14 protein-coding genes are annotated in these 16,023 nt (G+C 64.4%); 5 read left to right on the forward strand and 9 right to left on the reverse strand.

Features of this window, described 5'->3' with window-relative positions:
* Positions 1 to 25: 25 nt before the first annotated feature.
* The 3 genes from ATY78_RS08395 (at position 26) to leuA (ending at position 4,053) form a co-directional block, all read left to right on the forward strand.
* The gene (locus ATY78_RS08395; RefSeq protein ID WP_003593011.1) at positions 26 to 610 is read left to right on the forward strand and encodes an ATP-dependent Clp protease proteolytic subunit; all 585 of its coding nucleotides are present in this window, start codon (positions 26 to 28) and stop codon (positions 608 to 610) included.
* Between the two features lie 182 nt (positions 611 to 792).
* Positions 793 to 1,992, forward strand: coding sequence for a benzoate/H(+) symporter BenE family transporter (locus ATY78_RS08400; RefSeq protein WP_088681980.1), 1,200 nt, complete (start codon positions 793 to 795; stop codon positions 1,990 to 1,992).
* Positions 1,993 to 2,334: 342 nt separating this feature from the next.
* Positions 2,335 to 4,053 (forward strand): 2-isopropylmalate synthase, encoded by a 1,719-nt coding sequence (gene leuA / locus ATY78_RS08405; RefSeq protein ID WP_088681893.1) that lies wholly within the window; start codon positions 2,335 to 2,337, stop codon positions 4,051 to 4,053.
* A gap of 261 nt (positions 4,054 to 4,314) precedes the next feature.
* Here leuA and ATY78_RS08410 read toward each other — a convergent pair whose 3' ends face one another.
* From ATY78_RS08410 to ATY78_RS08425, 4 genes are all read right to left on the reverse strand, one after another.
* Positions 4,315 to 5,154, reverse strand: coding sequence for an anti-sigma factor (locus ATY78_RS08410; protein ID WP_088681894.1), 840 nt, complete (start codon positions 5,152 to 5,154; stop codon positions 4,315 to 4,317).
* Between the two features lies 1 nt (position 5,155).
* Positions 5,156 to 5,665 (reverse strand): RNA polymerase sigma factor, encoded by a 510-nt coding sequence (locus tag ATY78_RS08415; protein ID WP_088681895.1) that lies wholly within the window; start codon positions 5,663 to 5,665, stop codon positions 5,156 to 5,158.
* 186 nt (positions 5,666 to 5,851) lie between these two features.
* Positions 5,852 to 6,412 (reverse strand): hypothetical protein, encoded by a 561-nt coding sequence (locus ATY78_RS08420; RefSeq protein WP_088681896.1) that lies wholly within the window; start codon positions 6,410 to 6,412, stop codon positions 5,852 to 5,854.
* Positions 6,413 to 6,571: 159 nt separating this feature from the next.
* Positions 6,572 to 7,480 carry a metallophosphoesterase gene (locus tag ATY78_RS08425; RefSeq protein WP_088681897.1) on the reverse strand — a complete coding sequence of 303 codons (909 nt, stop codon included), beginning with the start codon at positions 7,478 to 7,480 and terminating at the stop codon, positions 6,572 to 6,574.
* A gap of 70 nt (positions 7,481 to 7,550) precedes the next feature.
* Here ATY78_RS08425 and ATY78_RS08430 point away from each other — a divergent pair, with 70 nt between their 5' ends.
* Complete coding sequence (locus tag ATY78_RS08430; protein ID WP_190237422.1) at positions 7,551 to 8,027, forward strand: NUDIX domain-containing protein; 477 nt, start codon at positions 7,551 to 7,553, stop codon at positions 8,025 to 8,027.
* 3 nt (positions 8,028 to 8,030) lie between these two features.
* On the opposite strand, the gene ATY78_RS08435 is transcribed toward ATY78_RS08430, so the two are convergent.
* Positions 8,031 to 9,017 (reverse strand): glutathione S-transferase family protein, encoded by a 987-nt coding sequence (locus ATY78_RS08435; RefSeq protein WP_088681981.1) that lies wholly within the window; start codon positions 9,015 to 9,017, stop codon positions 8,031 to 8,033.
* A gap of 208 nt (positions 9,018 to 9,225) precedes the next feature.
* Between ATY78_RS08435 and ATY78_RS08440 the strand changes: the two genes are divergently transcribed.
* Entirely contained in the window at positions 9,226 to 9,789 is a 564-nt protein-coding gene (locus ATY78_RS08440; RefSeq protein WP_088681899.1) for an N-acetyltransferase, read from the forward strand.
* On the opposite strand, the gene ATY78_RS08445 is transcribed toward ATY78_RS08440, so the two are convergent.
* From ATY78_RS08445 to ATY78_RS08460, 4 genes are read right to left on the reverse strand one after another with little or no spacing between them, the layout of a single operon-like run.
* Positions 9,790 to 10,206, reverse strand: coding sequence for a GNAT family N-acetyltransferase (locus tag ATY78_RS08445; RefSeq protein WP_088681900.1), 417 nt, complete (start codon positions 10,204 to 10,206; stop codon positions 9,790 to 9,792).
* 4 nt (positions 10,207 to 10,210) lie between these two features.
* Positions 10,211 to 12,280 (reverse strand): hypothetical protein, encoded by a 2,070-nt coding sequence (locus ATY78_RS08450; RefSeq protein ID WP_088681901.1) that lies wholly within the window; start codon positions 12,278 to 12,280, stop codon positions 10,211 to 10,213.
* 1 nt (position 12,281) lies between these two features.
* Positions 12,282 to 15,095 carry a DUF4159 domain-containing protein gene (locus ATY78_RS08455; protein WP_088681902.1) on the reverse strand — a complete coding sequence of 938 codons (2,814 nt, stop codon included), beginning with the start codon at positions 15,093 to 15,095 and terminating at the stop codon, positions 12,282 to 12,284.
* The gene (locus ATY78_RS08460; protein ID WP_088681903.1) at positions 15,092 to 16,012 is read right to left on the reverse strand and encodes a DUF58 domain-containing protein; all 921 of its coding nucleotides are present in this window, start codon (positions 16,010 to 16,012) and stop codon (positions 15,092 to 15,094) included. Before ATY78_RS08460 ends, ATY78_RS08455 begins: the two co-directional genes overlap by 4 nt.
* Positions 16,013 to 16,023: the final 11 nt, after the last annotated feature.

The following is a 16,023-nucleotide window of genomic DNA, read 5'->3' on the forward strand; positions in this document are numbered from 1 at the left end:
CCGAATTCATCTCCGAGAGGTTCGAATGAACGACGAAGACCAGGACGACAAGACGAAGGAACTGCCGCTCGGCAAGGAAACGGAGGCGAATCTTTTCAAGTCGCGTTCGATCTTCATCTATGGACCGATCAATCAGGAACTGGCGCAGAAGGTCTGCTCGCAGCTCGTCGCGCTTGCCGCCGCCAGCGACGAAGACATCCGCATCTACGTCAATTCGCCCGGCGGCCACGTCGAATCCGGCGATTCCATCCATGACATGATCAAGTTCATCAAGCCGAAGGTCTGGATGATCGGTACGGGCTGGGTCGCTTCGGCCGGCGCGCTGATTTATGTCGCCGCTCCGAAGGAGCAGCGCCTGTGCCTGCCGAACACGCGCTTCCTGCTACACCAACCGTCGGGCGGCACGCGCGGCATGGCATCCGACATCGAGATCCAGGCCCGCGAGATCATCAAGATGAACGAGCGCCTGAACAAGATTATGGCGGCGGCCACCGGCCAGCCGCTCGACAAGATCGCCAAGGATACGGATCGCGACTATTGGCTCTCGGCCGAAGAGGCGAAGGACTACGGCCTCGTCTCGCGGATCGTGACGTCGCAGGCCGACATCTGAGCTTTCTGAGCAGACACTGTTAAAAACCGCCCTTGCCTGCCGACCGCAGGCGAGGGCGGTTTGTTTTTGGATGATGCCTGCGCTTGCCCACAGGCGAGGCTGGACGGAAAGAGCCGAATCCGGGCTTGCGCGCGCGGCAACCATCATGCTCCATGCGCATTCCCGCAGCACGCGAGTCCGCCATGCTCAAAGATTTTTCCGTCCAGGCTCTGTTCATGGGTCTGCTGACCGCTTTCGTCGGTTCCGCCAGCTCCTTCGCCGTCGTGCTGCACGGGCTGCGGGCGGTCGGCGCCACGGAGGCGCAGGCAGCTTCGGGGCTGATGGCATTGTCGATCTCGATGGGGATCTGCGCGATCGTGCTCAGCGCCGTGACCCGATTGCCGATCAGCATTGCGTGGTCGACGCCGGGCGCGGCACTGCTCGCAAGCACCGGCGCGATCGAGGGCGGCTTCAATGCGGCGGTCGGAGCGTTTCTCATCTGCGCGGCGCTGATCGTCATTGCCGGGCTGTTCAAGCCGCTCGGGCGCGCGGTTGCCGCCATTCCCGCGCCACTTGCCAATGCGATGCTCGCCGGCGTGCTGATCGGCCTCTGCTTCGCGCCGGTGAAGGCGATCGGCTTCAATCCGCTGCTCGGGCTGCCGATCGTCATTTCCTGGATCGTCGTCGGCGCATTCAAGCGGCTCTGGGCGGTGCCGGCCGCTCTCGCCGCCTTCGTGCTGGTACTCGCTTTCGGCGTCGATATCCCCGACGGCGCCTTCGCTTCGCTCGAACGGTCGCTGGTGCCGACGGCGGAAATCGTCCGGCCGGTGTTCAGCCTTGCGGCTTTCATCTCGATCGCGCTGCCGCTCTTCATCGTCACCATGGCCTCGCAGAACATTCCCGGCATCGCGGTGCTGAAGGTCAATTTCTACGACCCGAAGCCCGGCCCACTCTTTGCCGTTACCGGCTTCTTCTCGCTGCTCTCAGCGCCCTTCGGCGGCCATGCCGTCAATCTGGCGGCGATCACCGCGGCGATGTGCGCGGGCCAGGATGCTCATGCCGATCCGAAGCGGCGCTATTGGGCATCGCTGATCGCCGGCGTCGGTTATATTATCCTCGGGCTGCTCGCCGGCGCGGTGACGGCTTTCGTGGCGCTCGCGCCTCCCGTCCTGATCGAGGCGGTGGCGGGGCTGGCGCTGGTCGGCGCCTTTTCGTCCTCGGCGATGTCGGCCTTCCAGGCGCAGGAATCGCGCGAGGCGGCGGCGATCACTTTTCTCGTCACGGCATCCGGCGTGTCCTTCGGCGGCATCTCGGGCGCCTTCTGGGGATTGATCGCCGGCGGGCTGATGCTGGCGCTGTCGCGGCTGGTGAAGATGTCGAAAGATCGCGCTCGGCAGAAGTAACGCAAGCCGGCGGGCCGCGAGGGCTTGCCAGTTTCGCAGCCCAAGGCTATAAGCGCGGCCATGAAGACCTCTGGCGCCAAGATTTCCGAGACGATTGCACGCGGCCGCATCGCCCTGCGTGACTCCTCGCGCGCCCTGACCTCGCTTCTTCTCCTCGGCCTTACGCGCGGTTGCCGGGTCCTTTGAGGAGCGCCCGGCGGCCGAAAGCCCGCCCGGCCATCGCTCCTCGCGACTCACTTTCAAAATTGACCTAACGACCGACGAAGGTCCGCATTTGTTTATCGCCAAGCCCGACGTGATCGGCTAAGAGGCGGAGCAAATGCCGGATGAGGAGACAAGACAATGGACAACACCACCAGCCGATCCTCCGCAAAAGGCATGCCCGATGCGGCGCTGAAATACCGGCCCTATCCTCAAGTCAACATTGCCGACCGCACCTGGCCGACGAAGACCATCACCAAGGCGCCGGTCTGGTGCTCGGTGGACTTGCGCGACGGCAACCAGGCGCTGGTCGACCCGATGGGCCACGACCGCAAGGCGCGGATGTTCCATCTGCTGCTCGAGATGGGCTTCAAGGAAATCGAGATCGGTTTCCCCTCGGCTTCGCAGACGGATTTCGATTTCGCCCGCTGGTGCGTGGAAGAGGGCAACGTGCCCGCCGACGTCTCCCTGCAGGTGCTGGTGCAGTGCCGCCCGGAGTTGATCACCCGCACCTTCGAAGCGCTGGAAGGCGCCAACCAGCCGATCGTGCATTTCTATAATTCCACCAGCGAGCTGCAGCGCCGCGTCGTTTTCGCCAAGGATGTGCAGGGCATCAAGCAGATCGCCGTCGATGCGGCCAAGATGATCACCGACATGGCGGCCAAGGCCGGCGGCGGCTACCGCTTCGAATATTCGCCCGAAAGCTTCACCGGCACCGAGCTGGAAGTGGCGCTGGAAATCTGCAACGCCGTCATCGAGGTGGTGAAGCCGACGCCCGACAACAAGCTGATCATCAACCTGCCTTCCACCGTCGAGATGGCGACGCCGAACGTCTATGCCGACCAGATCGAATGGATGTGCCGCAACCTCGACAACCGCGAGAACCTGATCGTCTCGCTGCATCCGCATAACGACCGCGGCACCGGCATCGCCGCCGCCGAGCTGGCCTTGCTGGCGGGCGCCGACCGCGTCGAAGGCACGCTCTTCGGCAATGGCGAGCGCACCGGCAATGTCGACGTGGTGACGATGGCGCTCAACATGTTCACGCAAGGGGTTGATCCCGGGATCGACTGCTCGAACATCGAGCGCATCAAGGAAGTGTTCGAATATTCGAACCAGATGGCGATTGCAGAGCGTCACCCCTATGTCGGCGAGCTGGTCTATACGGCCTTCTCCGGCTCGCATCAGGATGCGATCAACAAGGGCATGAAGGCCGCACAGGTCGCCAACCATCCGGTGTGGGAAGTGCCTTATCTGCCGATCGATCCGCGTGACGTCGGCCGTTCCTACGAGGCGATCATCCGCATCAACTCGCAGTCCGGCAAGGGCGGCATCGCCTATATCCTGCAGCAGGATTACGGGCTCAACCTGCCGCGCAACCTGCAGGTCGAATTCCGCGAGGACATCCAGCGCATCACCGACGTAGAGGGCAAGGAGCTTCCCTCGAAGCGTATCTATGACCGCTTCATCGAGCGCTATGTGACGCAGCCCGATGCGCGCCTCAAGTTCGTCGATCACCACACCTATCCCGACACGGAGCGCAAGGGCCAGCGGATCGTCGCGGCCGAGATCACCGACAACGGCGAGATCAAGCGCATCGAAGGGCAAGGCAACGGCCCAATCGACGGCTTCATCAACGCGCTGTCGCATTATCTCGGCATCGAGATGTCGGTGGAGGATTATTCCGAGCATTCGCTGCAGCACGGCTCCAACGCGGCGGCGATCTCCTATGTCGAGACCTCCTATCCCGGCGGCAAACTCTTCGGGGCAGGGATCAACACCAACATCGTTGGGGCATCGCTGGAGGCGATCGTTTCGGCGGCTAACCGCGTGCTCGAGGTGAAGGCCGGCAAGGTGTGATCGAATAGGTTCAGGCCGTGACCGTCTCGGTACGGCGCGGCCTGACGGTTGGGTTGACTTCGTTGCATCTACGCTGAGCATACGCGAAAGCAATGAAAGCCGTGCCGTGCGGCCCCCTCATCCGCCTGCCGGCACCTTCTCCCCGCTGGGGAGAAGAGACTCGCGGCAGCGTCTCGGTTCCCCCTTCTCCCCAGCGGGGAGAAGGTGCCCGTAGGGCGGATGAGGGGGCGGCTGGCGCTGGTCGTTGATTTTCCTACCGCGTCAAATCGCCGTGGCGATCTTCATGGCGAGCTGATCGAGGGCGGCTTCGGCGGAGGGGCCGGCGAGGACGTAGGAGGTGCCGGCATTGTGCCAGGTGACCAGGCCGATCTCGTCCTTGATCGTTTCCTTGAAGTCGTCGGTCTCCGGCGGCTGGGCGTCCTTGCGGAAGCAGATGGAGATGATGTCGCCGTCATTGTTGGAATAGACGAGCTGGCCGACGGGGCGGCTGTCGCCGAGAATGACGCGGGCTCCCTGGAAGGTCCAGGATTCACCGCTGAGATCGGGCACGCGGAAGGGCACGCCGATGGCGGTCGTCAGCCAGCTGGAGATTTCCTCGGCCTGTGAGGCCGGCACTTCCACGAGATGGCGCGGCTGGCGGATCAGCAGGCGCTGATAGGCGGTGACGTCGCTCAGCCAGTCGCTGGTGTTGGCGGGCGCCGTGGCAGTCGTGGTGGCGATCTCGTCGGCATCCGGGCTGATACCGACGAAATAGCCGATACCGCAGCCGACGACGAAAAGGATGAGGGCGGCGGCCAGCGCCTGCGGGCCGCTCGGTGACAGTTTCACCTGCGGGCGCGTGGCGCGCTGGGCGATCGGCGTCTTCGGCGGCTGTGTGCTCTTGATCGAGCGGACGAGGGCGAGCGGCACCGGCTCCTTCAGGACGTCTTCGAGGCGGCGGCGGCCGAAATCGGCGCCATGGCGCAGCTTTTCATGCAGGCGGCGCGCATTCTCGTCGCTTGCCAGGCGCTGCTCCAGTTCGTGCCGCTGTTCGGGCGAGACCTCGCCGTCGAGAAGGGCGGTGAGCTGGGCTTCGAGCGGCAATTTCCTAAGATCGAGCAATTCAGTACCTGTGGATGGGGTGGGTGCCGGCGAGCCCGGCGAAGTGTAGCCTGGCAGTGGCAAGCTGGGAGACGACGCTTGCCGTGGAGACGCCCATGATGTCGGCCGCCTGCTGATAGCTGTGGCCTTCGACGTCGACGAGCAGGAAGATCGAGGAAACGCCGTCCGGCATTTCGGCGATCATGCGATGGATGGCATCGGGATCGACCGAGGCAGAACGTTCGCGCGCAGCCTCTCTGATATCGGTGACGTTGCCGCGGGCGGATGCCTTCGGCTTGCGCTTGCGGCTGTCGTCGGCCCATTGCTGGCGGGCGAGCGTGTAGATCCAGCTTTCCAGCCGGCCTTCGCCGTTCCACTGATGCCCCTTGGCAATGGCGCGCAGACAGACGGCCTGAACAAGTTCGTCCGCAATGGCCGCTTCGCCGGCGAGCGTAATCGCAAAGCGGCGAAGGCGGGGCAGAAGGCCGACGAGATCACGGCGGAGGTCGATGGTCGTTGCGGGCTGACGCATTGTCTATCCAAGAAGCAGTCACAATGGTTTCGCGGACGAAGGGTTCGCCATCGGGCGCGAAACCGGCTTTATCGGCACCGGAGATGCATGTGCTTTATGAAGCAAGTCTCCTGCACTTCGCAAGCATCCGGTCGTCTTATCCCCTTTTCTCAAGGGATATTCATGTTTTAGCCCGCAAAGCTTGCGTCAATATGTCCTGTACCCGTTCAAGCTTTGCAGCAGGGCGCGATAGGCCCAGGTGCCTTCGCCGCCGCGGTCGCGGATTTCGACGAGCTGGACGCGGGCGCCCTGGATGTCTCCCTGCTCCACCAGCGCCATGCCCATGTAGGAGCGGGCGAGGATGTAGTTTTCATCGGCCTGCAGCGCCTTGCGGTAGTAGGACATGCCGAGCTCCATGCGGCCGGCCTTGCGGTTGGCGTAGCCGAGATAGTTCAGGATGCGCGGGTCGTTCTGGTTGTCGGCGAGATCGAGCACGGTGATGGCGTTCTCATACTGGCCGGCATAGGCGAATTCGCGGGCGAACTTATAGAGATCGTCGTCGTTGAAGCTGTTCTTCTTCGGGGTGACGCATTCCTTCTTTGCCTTGTCCCAAACCTTGCCGCCGGTGCAGGTCTTGGTCGTCTGGGTTTTCGGCGGCGGATTGGTGTCGTCGTTGCTGTCGCCGACCGCGAAAGCGGCCGTTGCAATGCCGAAGGCAAAGCCGGCGGCAAGGGTCGTTCTGCACAGGCGATGGAAGGGGGAAGTCATTGGCGGCTCCGTTCTGAGGCGATGCAGTTGCTCGGATTGTACGCTTAACGCCCAAAATACCAAGGGGGACAATCAGCCTCAACGGCAAATGTTGCGACGGTCGTGAGGGCCTTTTCGAGATTGCTTCAAGTGCCGCACAAAAAGAGTCCGAAGCCGGCGCTAAGGCGAGAAAATATCGACGCTTTCCGGCATCATCGCATCGCCTGTCCGGTTCACGCTGAAGCGCTCGCCGGTGAGCTCCCAGGCGCCCGGAGAGCCATCGATGGAAAAGAGATTGTAGGCGGCCGGCGGCTTGATGCTGCCCGGTCCCTGCGAGGCCGACGCGATGCCGACGACCGGCACCGGCTGCACCTGGCCGCGCAGCCAATGCAGCGTGTTCAGATGCGTGTGGCCGTGCAGTACGAGCTCGGCGCCGCCGGTCGAAATCACGGCCGCGAAACGGCGGATGCCGATCATGCGTTTGTAGAAGGTGGTGGCGCCGCGGATCGGCGGATGATGGATCATGACGACGCGGAAGAGACCGGCTTCGCCGGCCGCGCGCAGCATGTTCACCGTGTCGCGGGCCTGGCGCGCGCTGAAAAAGCCGGAGGCGGCGAAGGGGGGCGTGGCGACGGCCGTGGAGCAGCCGACGATCGCCACCTTGCCGCGGACACGCAGATAGGGAAAAATGTGACGATCTTCCTGCCATTGCGGCGGGGCGAGGTCGCCGCGGACATAATCGTACCAGGCGCGCATCGACTTCTCGTAGGCGCCAGGCACATAGGCGTCGTGATTGCCCGGAACGACCGAGGTATCGGCGGGATCGCCGAGCGCGCGCAGCCACGCGGCGGCGGCGCGGATCTCGATTCCGCTCGCCAGGTTGACGAGGTCGCCGGTGACGGCGAGGTGATCGGCCTGATGGGCGCGGATATCATCGAGCAATAGATCGAGCGTGCTGCCGAAAAGGTGCTTGCGTCGGTTTCGATGCCAGTTCACAAAGCCGGTTATGCGTTTCGAAAACAGCTCCTGAATGGAAAGACGGGGCAGTGGTCCGAGGTGGACATCGGAAATATGCGCGAGCTTGAACATGCTACGAGACATAGACCAGCTTATTGACAAATCAAACACATCCGGCGCGATGAAGAGCCGAAACGGAACGATGGCGGATAAAGAGAAGCCCCCTCACATCAGGCTGGCCTTGCGCCTCCTGCATGTCTATTTTTCCTTCGCCCGCGGCATGACCATGGGTGTCAGGGCTGCGTGCTTCGATGCGGACGGCCGGATTTTCCTCGTGCGCCACAGCTATATCGGCGGCTGGCATATGCCCGGCGGCGGGCTGGAGCGCAACGAGACGGTCGAAGAAGCGCTGGTCAAGGAGCTGCGCGAGGAGGGCAACCTCCGGATCATCGGCAAGCCGCAGCTGGTCCAGGTCTATTTCAACACCACGACCACCCGGCGCGACCATGTCGTGTTCTACCGGGCGACCGTCGAGCAGACGGCGCCGCGGCCGCCGGACTGGGAGATCTCCGACAGCGGGTTCTTTTCGCTCGACGACCTGCCCGAGGGCACGACCGAGGCGACGTATCGCCGCCTCGCCGAGCTGCGGGGCGAGCAGGAGCCCGACCATCGCTGGTGAGTATCAAGCCGCGAAAAGCTTTTCGCGGCCATGTGGGCTGTCGAGATCGAGCACCGGGCCGGCGGGGACGATGCCCGTCGGGTTGATCGTCTTGTGGCTGCGGTAATAGTGCTGCTTGATGTGCGCCAGGTTTACCGTCTCGGCGACGCCTGATGTCTGGTAGAGATCCCTGAGGTAGCCGGGCAGGTTGCGGTAATCGGCGATGCGGCGGATGTTGCATTTGAAATGGCCGACATAGACGGGGTCGAAGCGCACCAGCGTCGTGAAGAGGCGCCAGTCGGCCTCGGTCAAGCTGTCGCCGAAGAGGTAGCGGCCCTTGCCCAGGCGCTCGTCGAGAATGTCGAGCGTTTCGAAGAGCTTGCCGACATTTTCCTCATAGGCTTCCTGAGTGGTGGCGAAGCCCGCCTTGTAGACGCCGTTGTTGACGTTGTCGTAGACGGTGGCGTTCAGCGCGTCGATTTCGGCGCTGAGATGCTCCGGATAGAAATCGATCTTCGAGCCCGTCAGCCCGTCGAAGGCGCTGTTGAACATGCGGATGATCTCGGCCGATTCGTTGCTGACGATCGTGCCGGTCTGCTTGTCCCAGAGGACGGGAACGGTGACGCGGCCGGAATAGTGCCGATCGGCTTTGACGTAGATCTGCCAGAGAGTCTTGGCGCCGAAGAGATGGTCGCCGGTGGCGCCGTCGCCGACTTTGAACTCCCAGCCGTTTTCGAGCATCAGCGGGTCGACGACGGAGACCGAAACCAGGTCCTCCAGCTTCTTCAGCTTGCGGAAGATCAGCGTGCGATGCGCCCAGGGGCAGGCGAGCGAGACATAGAGATGATAGCGCCCGGCCTCGGCCTTGAAGCCGCCGCTGCCCGAAGGGCCGGCCGCGCCGTCTGCCGTCACCCAGTTGCGGAATTGCGAGGGCTGCCGCTTGAACTGGCCCTTGCTCTCCTTCGTGTCGTACCAGGCGTCATGCCAGACGCCGTCCACCAGCATTCCCATGATCTTCATTTCCTCGATTTGCGTGCCGGGATGGAAGGTAGCTGAGATAGCGGGGCTTTGCAGGCGGTAAAGATTGAACAGTGTGTCACGGCGTTGGCGGGAAGGCGCATTTTGCGTTGGACGACGGAAATTTTTCCTGCTATCGGCCTTTTCACGATTTGAGAGACGCCCACCTGATGTTCATTTCCAGAAACCCGCGACGACGCTGATGCTCCCGAACGCCCAGGGCGTGTTCGAGACCCATCAATCTGTCCATCCGGTTTCTGTCATCATGTACAAGCACGATCTCGTCTATCTCACTGAAGACGCGTCTCATGACGCCGCCATCGAACACATCAACGAAGAAGCCTTCGGTCCGGGCCGTTTCACGCGGGCTGCCGCGCGCATCCGCGAGCAGGGGCCGCATGATCCGTCGCTGTCCTTCATCTGCACCGATAATGGCGAGACGATCGCCTCCGTGCGGATGACGCCGGTGCTCGCCGGCACGGTAAAGGGACATCTGCTCGGCCCGCTCGCCGTCCGCCCCTCCCACAAGAACATCGGCATCGGCCGTGAATTGGTGCGGATTGCGGTGGAAGCGGCAAGGCGCAAGGGTTCGGAAGCCGTCATCCTGGTGGGCGATCCGCCCTATTACGGCCCGCTCGGTTTCGAGAAGGTGGCTTACAACGCGCTTGCCTTTCCGGGCCCCGTCGATCCCGGCCGGGTGCTCGTCGTGCCGATCGCCGAGGGCGTGCACGAGCGGCTGAAGGGCACGATCGCCTGGCACGGATGATCAGAGATTTTTCCGGAGGAAGCTGCGCGTGCGGCCCTTCGGGAAATCCTCAAGCTCACCGAAGACTTCGTAACCTTGGCGCAGATAGGCGCTGAGGGCTTGCGGATTGAACGTATCGATCCACGCGCCGCGGCAGCCTCGGGCTCTCGCCTCTTCTTCGGCCTTTGTCAGGAGCTTGCCGGCGAGGCCGGTGCGGCGCAGCGTCTCGGGAATATAGAGCATCTGGGTGAAGAGCCAGCCCCAGGCGGTGTAGCCCGACAGGCCGCCGGTCACCTTGCCGTCGGTGTCGCGGATGAGGACGGCGAGCGGCCGGCGATCCGAAGGGCCGGCATCGCTATCGTTGAAAGCCGAGAGCGCATCGGTAATCGCCGCGAGTTCCTCCGGCGAAGGCGAGGCGGTGAGCTCGAATTCCGGCATGGGATTACCGCCCCTCGCGCCACCACATGGCGCCGAAGGCGAAGAGCAGGATGCCGACGCCGGCAAAACCGGCAAAGAGCGGCAGCGTGTTGATACCCTTCAGAACCGTCTCGCTGGTCATGCGGATCATCATCCGATCGCTGTCGGAGACGCGGACCTGGCCGCGCACCGGCAGGATCGGCGGGACGCTGACCGCGCCGCTTTCACTGGCGACGCGGGTCACGAGGCCCTTGCTTCTGTCGGCGACCGGCTTCAGCACATCCGTCGTCGAGATCATCGCCTTGAATTCCGGCGCATCGACGGCGCCGATATGAACGAGCGTCGAAAGCGGGCCGTTGCGGATTTCGAAGAGGCCGATCTCATCCATCCGCTTTTCGGCCTTGTAGAGGCCGGGTTCGGTCTGGGAAAGCGGCAGGGTTTCGGTCTTGCCGGAGGGGTAACGCACCGTGGCGTTGCCCGGATTGTCGCCGATCGTCTGGCGGGTGACTTCAAGGGTGCGGCCGGAGGCGCGCGCCGTCAGCGCTTCTTCCTCCAGTGCCGGTTCCTTCATCAGCCAATGGGCGACACGGCGATAGAGTGAGACATTCGGGCCGCCGCCTTCGAAGCCGCGCGCCCAGAGCCAGCCCTGATCGGAAAGCAGCATGGCGACGCGGCCCTGGCCGGAGCGGTTCAGCACCAGAAGCGGGTGGTTGTCGGCGCCGAGCATGATCGTCTCGCCCTCGGGCTTTTCGACATCGACGCTGCGGAACCAGCGGCCCCAATGCGGCGGGTCCTCGCCCGAACCGTCCAGGCCGCGGGTGACGGGATGTTTGCGGCCTTCCTCGGAGAGGCGGGGATAGAAGGCTTTCTCGATCATCTGGCCGGTGGGCATGGCCGGCAGCACCGAGGAAAGCGGCGTCATCGCGATGGAATCAGGGCCGGCATGCTCGGGACCGGCGGCGATCAGCAGTGCACCGCCGTTTTCGACATATTGCGCGATGTTGTCGTAATAGAGCAGCGGCAGCACGCCGCGATGCTGGTAGCGGTCGAAGATGATCAGGTCGAAATCCTTGATCTTGTCGACGAAGAGCTCGCGCGTCGGGAAGGCGATCAGCGACAGCTCGTTGATCGGCGTGCCGTCCTGCTTTTCCGGCGGGCGCAGGATGGTGAAGTGGACGAGATCGACCGAGGCGTCCGACTTCAGCAGGTTGCGCCAGGCGCGCTCGCCGGCATGCGGCTCGCCGGAGACGAGCAGGACGCGAAGATTCTGCCGGATGCCGTCGATGACATGGACGGCGCGGTTGTTGGCGGCGGTGACTTCGCCGGGAAGCTCGGCGACCGAGAATTCGAGCACGTTGCTGCCGCCGCCCGGCACCTTGAAGGAGAAGGGCGTATCCTGGCCGGGTGTGGCGCGCAGGGTGGCGATCTCGTTGCCGTTCATCTTCACCACGACATCGGCGGTGCCGCCGGGGCTCGGGCCGTCGTCGAAGACGCGCAGAATGACCTGCTGCTCCTCATTGACGATGCCGAAGCGCGGCCCCTTGATCACTTCGATGCGGCGATCGAATTCGTTGGGCTTGCCGGTCACGAGGCCATGGATCGGCGCATCGAAACCGAGCGCCTGATTGGCGGCCGGGACATCGTGGACCTCGCCGTCCGTCAGCATGATGGCGCCACCGACACGGGAGGGCGGGACGTCGGCGATGTTGGCGGCCAGCGCATCGAACAGGCGCGTGGCGGGTACGTCGGAATTGACGTCACCTTCGACGTCGACGAAGCGGGGCTCTATCTGCGGAAAACGGGCGAGCTGTCCCTTCAGGGCTGCAAGCGCCTCGTCGGTCATCTTGACGCGGTCGGGCGTCTGCTGGCTCTGGCTGCGGTCGACGATGACCGGGACGATCGTCGACAGCTGATCGCGGTCCTCCTGCAGCAGCACGGGATTGGCAAGAGCGATCAGGAGGGCGGCCGCTGCCAGCGTCCTGATCCAGGCGCCGCGAATACCGCGCCAGATCGCAAAGGCGGCGACAACTGCGCTGACGGCGGCGAGCGCCGCCAGGACCGGCCAGGGCAGGAAGGGCGAAAAATCGAACGTCATCTCATTGCCCCAACCGTTCGAGCAGGTCGGGAACATGAACCTGGTCGGTCTTGTAGTTGCCGGTCAGCATGTACATCATGATGTTGACGCCGGAGCGGTAGGCATATTCGCGCTGCGTTTCATCCGACGGCACGGTCGGCAACATCGGCGTGCCGTTCGCGTCGATCGCCCAGGCGCCGGCGAAATCATTGCCGGTGATCAGGATCGGCGAAACGCCGTCGGCCGTCGCCGCCGATTTTTCGGTCGCTTCGCGGCCGCCCTGCCTGGCCTCGATCCAGAGCGGGCTGCCGGTATAGCGGCCGGGAAAGCTCGACAGGAGATAGAAGGATTTCGTCAGCACGTGGTCCGATGGCACCGGTTCCAGCGGCGGAATGTCGAGATTGCCCAGGATTTCCTGCAGCCTCTGGCCGTTGGCGCTGACATTGCCGGCATTGTCCAAGGCGCTGATCTGATCGCGCGTATCGAAAAGCACGGTGCCGCCATTGCGCATATAGGCGTCGATGCGGCTGATCGCGGCCGAGGACGGCATCGGCGCCGTCGCCGAAATCGGCCAGTAGATGATCGGATAGAAGGCGAGCTCGTCCTTGGTGAGGTCGAGGCCGACAGGAGGCGCCGGCTCCAGCGTCGTGCGGAAGGTCAGGAACTGGGTGAGCCCCTCCAGACCGCGCTCGGATATATCGTCCACCTCCTGCTCGCCGGTGACGACATAGGCGAGATGGGTATTGTCGAGCCTCTCCAGGACGAGGTCGTCGCCGGGGCGAGAGTCGTTGGCGTGCAGCGTGCCGGGCTGCATGAGGAAGCCGGCGGCGACGGCAACCGCGAGCATCGCCGCCGTGCGGACAGCCGGGCGCGAGCGCGAGAAGGCGCCGTTCATGAAGAGGACGATCAGGCTATCGGCCAGCAGCAGCAGAAAGGCGGCGAGGAAAAGCGCGGGTTTTGCCGACCAGCTTTCGCCGCCGATCAGGCCTTCGCGCACGGCGTTGGTGCCTGTCGTGTCGAGCGGCTTCAATTCGGCCTCCTCGGGCAGCACGTTGAGGGAGGTGAAACCATCTTCCGAACCGTAGAGCCCCGGAGGGTTGTCGAAATTCGCGGTCGGTTCTTCTCCGGCCTTCGGAATGAGCGGCCGCGCCGAGCCCGTCTCGGAGACGAGCGTGCCTTTGGCCGTCAGAATGCGGAACGGCGGCAGGGTTTCGGCAACACGCGCGTTGCCGCGCGCCTCCGACGTCACGCCGCCCGAGCGCGAGATCTGCAGGAGATGGCGCAGCATGTCGACGAAGGTGCCGGAGATCGGCAGGTCGGACCAGGTCGCTTCCGCCGTGACGTGAAAGAGGACGATCTGGCCGGAAGCGAGCTGCTTCATCGTCACCAGCGGCGTGCCGTCGGCGAGGCTCGCCCAGGTGCGTTCGGCAAGATCGGGCGTCGGTTCGGCCAGCACTTGCCGCTTGACGACGACATCAGCGGGACGCGCTATTCCGGCGAAAGGCCCGAAATTCGGAAATTCGGCGAGCGACTGCGGCTCGCTCCAGGACAATGTGCCGCCGAGCGCGCGTTCTCCCTGGCGCAGGATCACGGGGATCAGCGGATCGTCCGCCGGGGCTGCCGCCATGCGCGGGCCGGCAAAACGCAGCAGCATGCCGCCGTTCGATATCCAGCGCGTCAGAGGTTCGTAGGTCTCCTCCGGCAGGCGGCCGATATCGGCCATGATGATGATCGAAGGATTGCTGGCGAGAAGTTTCGGTATTGCGACGGCCAGATCGGAATCGGCGGGCTGGATGATATCCGCATAGGGCTGCAGCGCCCGCTGGATGTAGTAGAGCGGCGAGAGCAGCGGCTGGAATTCATCGGCTCCCGTACCGGACAGCAGGACGACGCGGCGGCGCTTGAAGGCGTCGTCGAGCAGGTGGACCGCGCCTGATGTCGCGCCGTTGTCGACGCTGATGCGGGCGAAATCGTTGCGCATCTCGAAGGGAGCGGTGATCGAACTCGTGGCGACGCTCTGGCCGGGACGGAAATCCACCGTGCCATTGGCGATCGAGCGGCCCTGGGCATCGACGGCGTTGAGCGCCACCGATGTGGGGCGCGAACTGTCGAGCCGCGTGACCTTGACGCTCATGGCGTCGGCCGCATTGTTGGCCGCGGTGACGGCAACCGTCTTTGCGGCATCGCCCTGGATGAGGCGCAGATCGGCGGGCTGGAGCTCGGCGAGCTGGCGCACCGTCGGATCATCGGCCTTGGCAGCGGCGCCGTCTGTGAGGAAGGCGAGGGTGCCGGGCTTGACGCCGTTCAGCGCCGCGCGCAGCGCCTGGAAAGCGCGCTCGCGGTCCGGGACCAGCGGCCGCGGCTCGGCGGCGCGCAGCTTGTCGCGGGCACTCGCGGCCGTGCCGGGCACGGCATCGTTCGTGGGATCTGCGGTGAAGGCGATCGATACCGGCGTGCCGGCGGATTCGGCATCGTCCACCAGCGCGTCGGCGGTCTGGATGCGGCGCTCCCAATCGGGTGCGGCCGCCCAGCTGTTGTCGACGAAGAGCACGAGCGGGCCGCCCGATGCGAGCGAGCTGGTGCGCGGATTGAAGACCGGATCGGCGATCGCCAGGATGATGACGGCGGCGAGCAGCATGCGCAGCAAGGTGAGCCACCAGGGGCTTTGCGCCGGCGTCTCCTCGCGCTTCAGCACGGATGCGAGGATCTTCAGCGGCGGGAAGACCTCGGCCTTCGGGCGCGGCGGGGTCAGCCGCAGCAGCCACCAGATGACCGGGAGCGCGATCAGCGCGCCGAGAATGGCGGGATAGGCGAAAGCGAAGGGAAGGGCGTTCACAGCTGCCCTCCATGCGTCGCCTTGGCCGGCATGCCGGAGAGATACATATGCACAGCGACCAGCGCTTCGGAAGCAAGATGATCGGTGCGGTGGGCCGTGAAGGTCCAGCCGAGATGGCGCAGCGACTGGCCGAGGCTTTCCCTGCGGGCGAGATAGGCGTTGCGATAGGCCTCGCGGATATGTTCGGCGCGGCCGGAAACCAGCTTGGCGCCGCTCTCCGGATCGGTGAATTCGGTGCGGCCGCTATAGGGGAAGATCTCTTCGGCGGGATCCGATATCTCGACCACATGGCCGCGCAGGCCGCGGCGGGCGAGCGGGCCGAGGCGCTCCATGATCGCAGGCGCGTCGTCGAGGAAATCGCCGATCAGCACGAGATCGCTCCAGCCGCGGATCATCGCCGTTTCCGGCAGGCCGCCGGTCAGCGGCGCGTGTACCAGCGCCGATGCCAGGCGTTCGGCGGCATTGCGCGTGGAGGCGGGTTCCATGATGCCGGGGCAGCCGATGCGCTCGCCGGAACGGGAGAGGATTTCGGCAAGCGCCAGCATGAGGACCAGCGCGCGGCTTTCCTTAGAGACGTTGCCGTAGCTCGACTTGTACATCATCGAGGGCGACATGTCGCACCAGAGCCAGATCGTATGCGCCGCCTCCCATTCGCGCTCGCGCACATAGGTATGATCGTCGCGGGCGGAGCGGCGCCAATCGATGCGCGACAGGCTCTCGCCTTCGGCATAGGGACGGAATTGCCAGAAATTCTCGCCGATGCCGCGCTTGCGGCGGCCATGCCAGCCGGCAATCACCGTGTTGGCGATGCGCTTGGCTTCCACCAGGCAATCCGGCATGAGGGCGGCCCGCTGCCTTGCGCGGGAAAGGGCATCGCTGCCTGACGTCGGATTGACGATCTGTCCGATAGATGCCACGCGTCCGGCTT

It is taken from the genome of Rhizobium sp. R635 (genome assembly GCF_002211285.1).
In the GTDB taxonomy this organism is placed as follows: Bacteria; Pseudomonadota; Alphaproteobacteria; order Rhizobiales; family Rhizobiaceae; genus Rhizobium.

What these genes read in the sequence shown, in the direction of transcription:
- ATY78_RS08430 (WP_190237422.1), top strand. Translation starts at nt 7,551, where the DNA reads ATGGCGGATAAAGAGAAGCCCCCTCACATCAGGCTGGCCTTGCGCCTC.
- ATY78_RS08450 (WP_088681901.1), bottom strand. Translation starts at nt 12,280, where the DNA reads ATGACGTTCGATTTTTCGCCCTTCCTGCCCTGGCCGGTCCTGGCGGCG.
- ATY78_RS08440 (WP_088681899.1), top strand. Translation starts at nt 9,226, where the DNA reads ATGCTCCCGAACGCCCAGGGCGTGTTCGAGACCCATCAATCTGTCCAT.
- ATY78_RS08395 (WP_003593011.1), top strand. Translation starts at nt 26, where the DNA reads ATGAACGACGAAGACCAGGACGACAAGACGAAGGAACTGCCGCTCGGC.
- ATY78_RS08420 (WP_088681896.1), bottom strand. Translation starts at nt 6,412, where the DNA reads ATGACTTCCCCCTTCCATCGCCTGTGCAGAACGACCCTTGCCGCCGGC.
- leuA (WP_088681893.1), top strand. Translation starts at nt 2,335, where the DNA reads ATGGACAACACCACCAGCCGATCCTCCGCAAAAGGCATGCCCGATGCG.
- ATY78_RS08445 (WP_088681900.1), bottom strand. Translation starts at nt 10,206, where the DNA reads ATGCCGGAATTCGAGCTCACCGCCTCGCCTTCGCCGGAGGAACTCGCG.
- ATY78_RS08400 (WP_088681980.1), top strand. Translation starts at nt 793, where the DNA reads ATGCTCAAAGATTTTTCCGTCCAGGCTCTGTTCATGGGTCTGCTGACC.
- ATY78_RS08435 (WP_088681981.1), bottom strand. Translation starts at nt 9,017, where the DNA reads ATGGGAATGCTGGTGGACGGCGTCTGGCATGACGCCTGGTACGACACG.
- ATY78_RS08425 (WP_088681897.1), bottom strand. Translation starts at nt 7,480, where the DNA reads ATGTTCAAGCTCGCGCATATTTCCGATGTCCACCTCGGACCACTGCCC.
- ATY78_RS08415 (WP_088681895.1), bottom strand. Translation starts at nt 5,665, where the DNA reads ATGCGTCAGCCCGCAACGACCATCGACCTCCGCCGTGATCTCGTCGGC.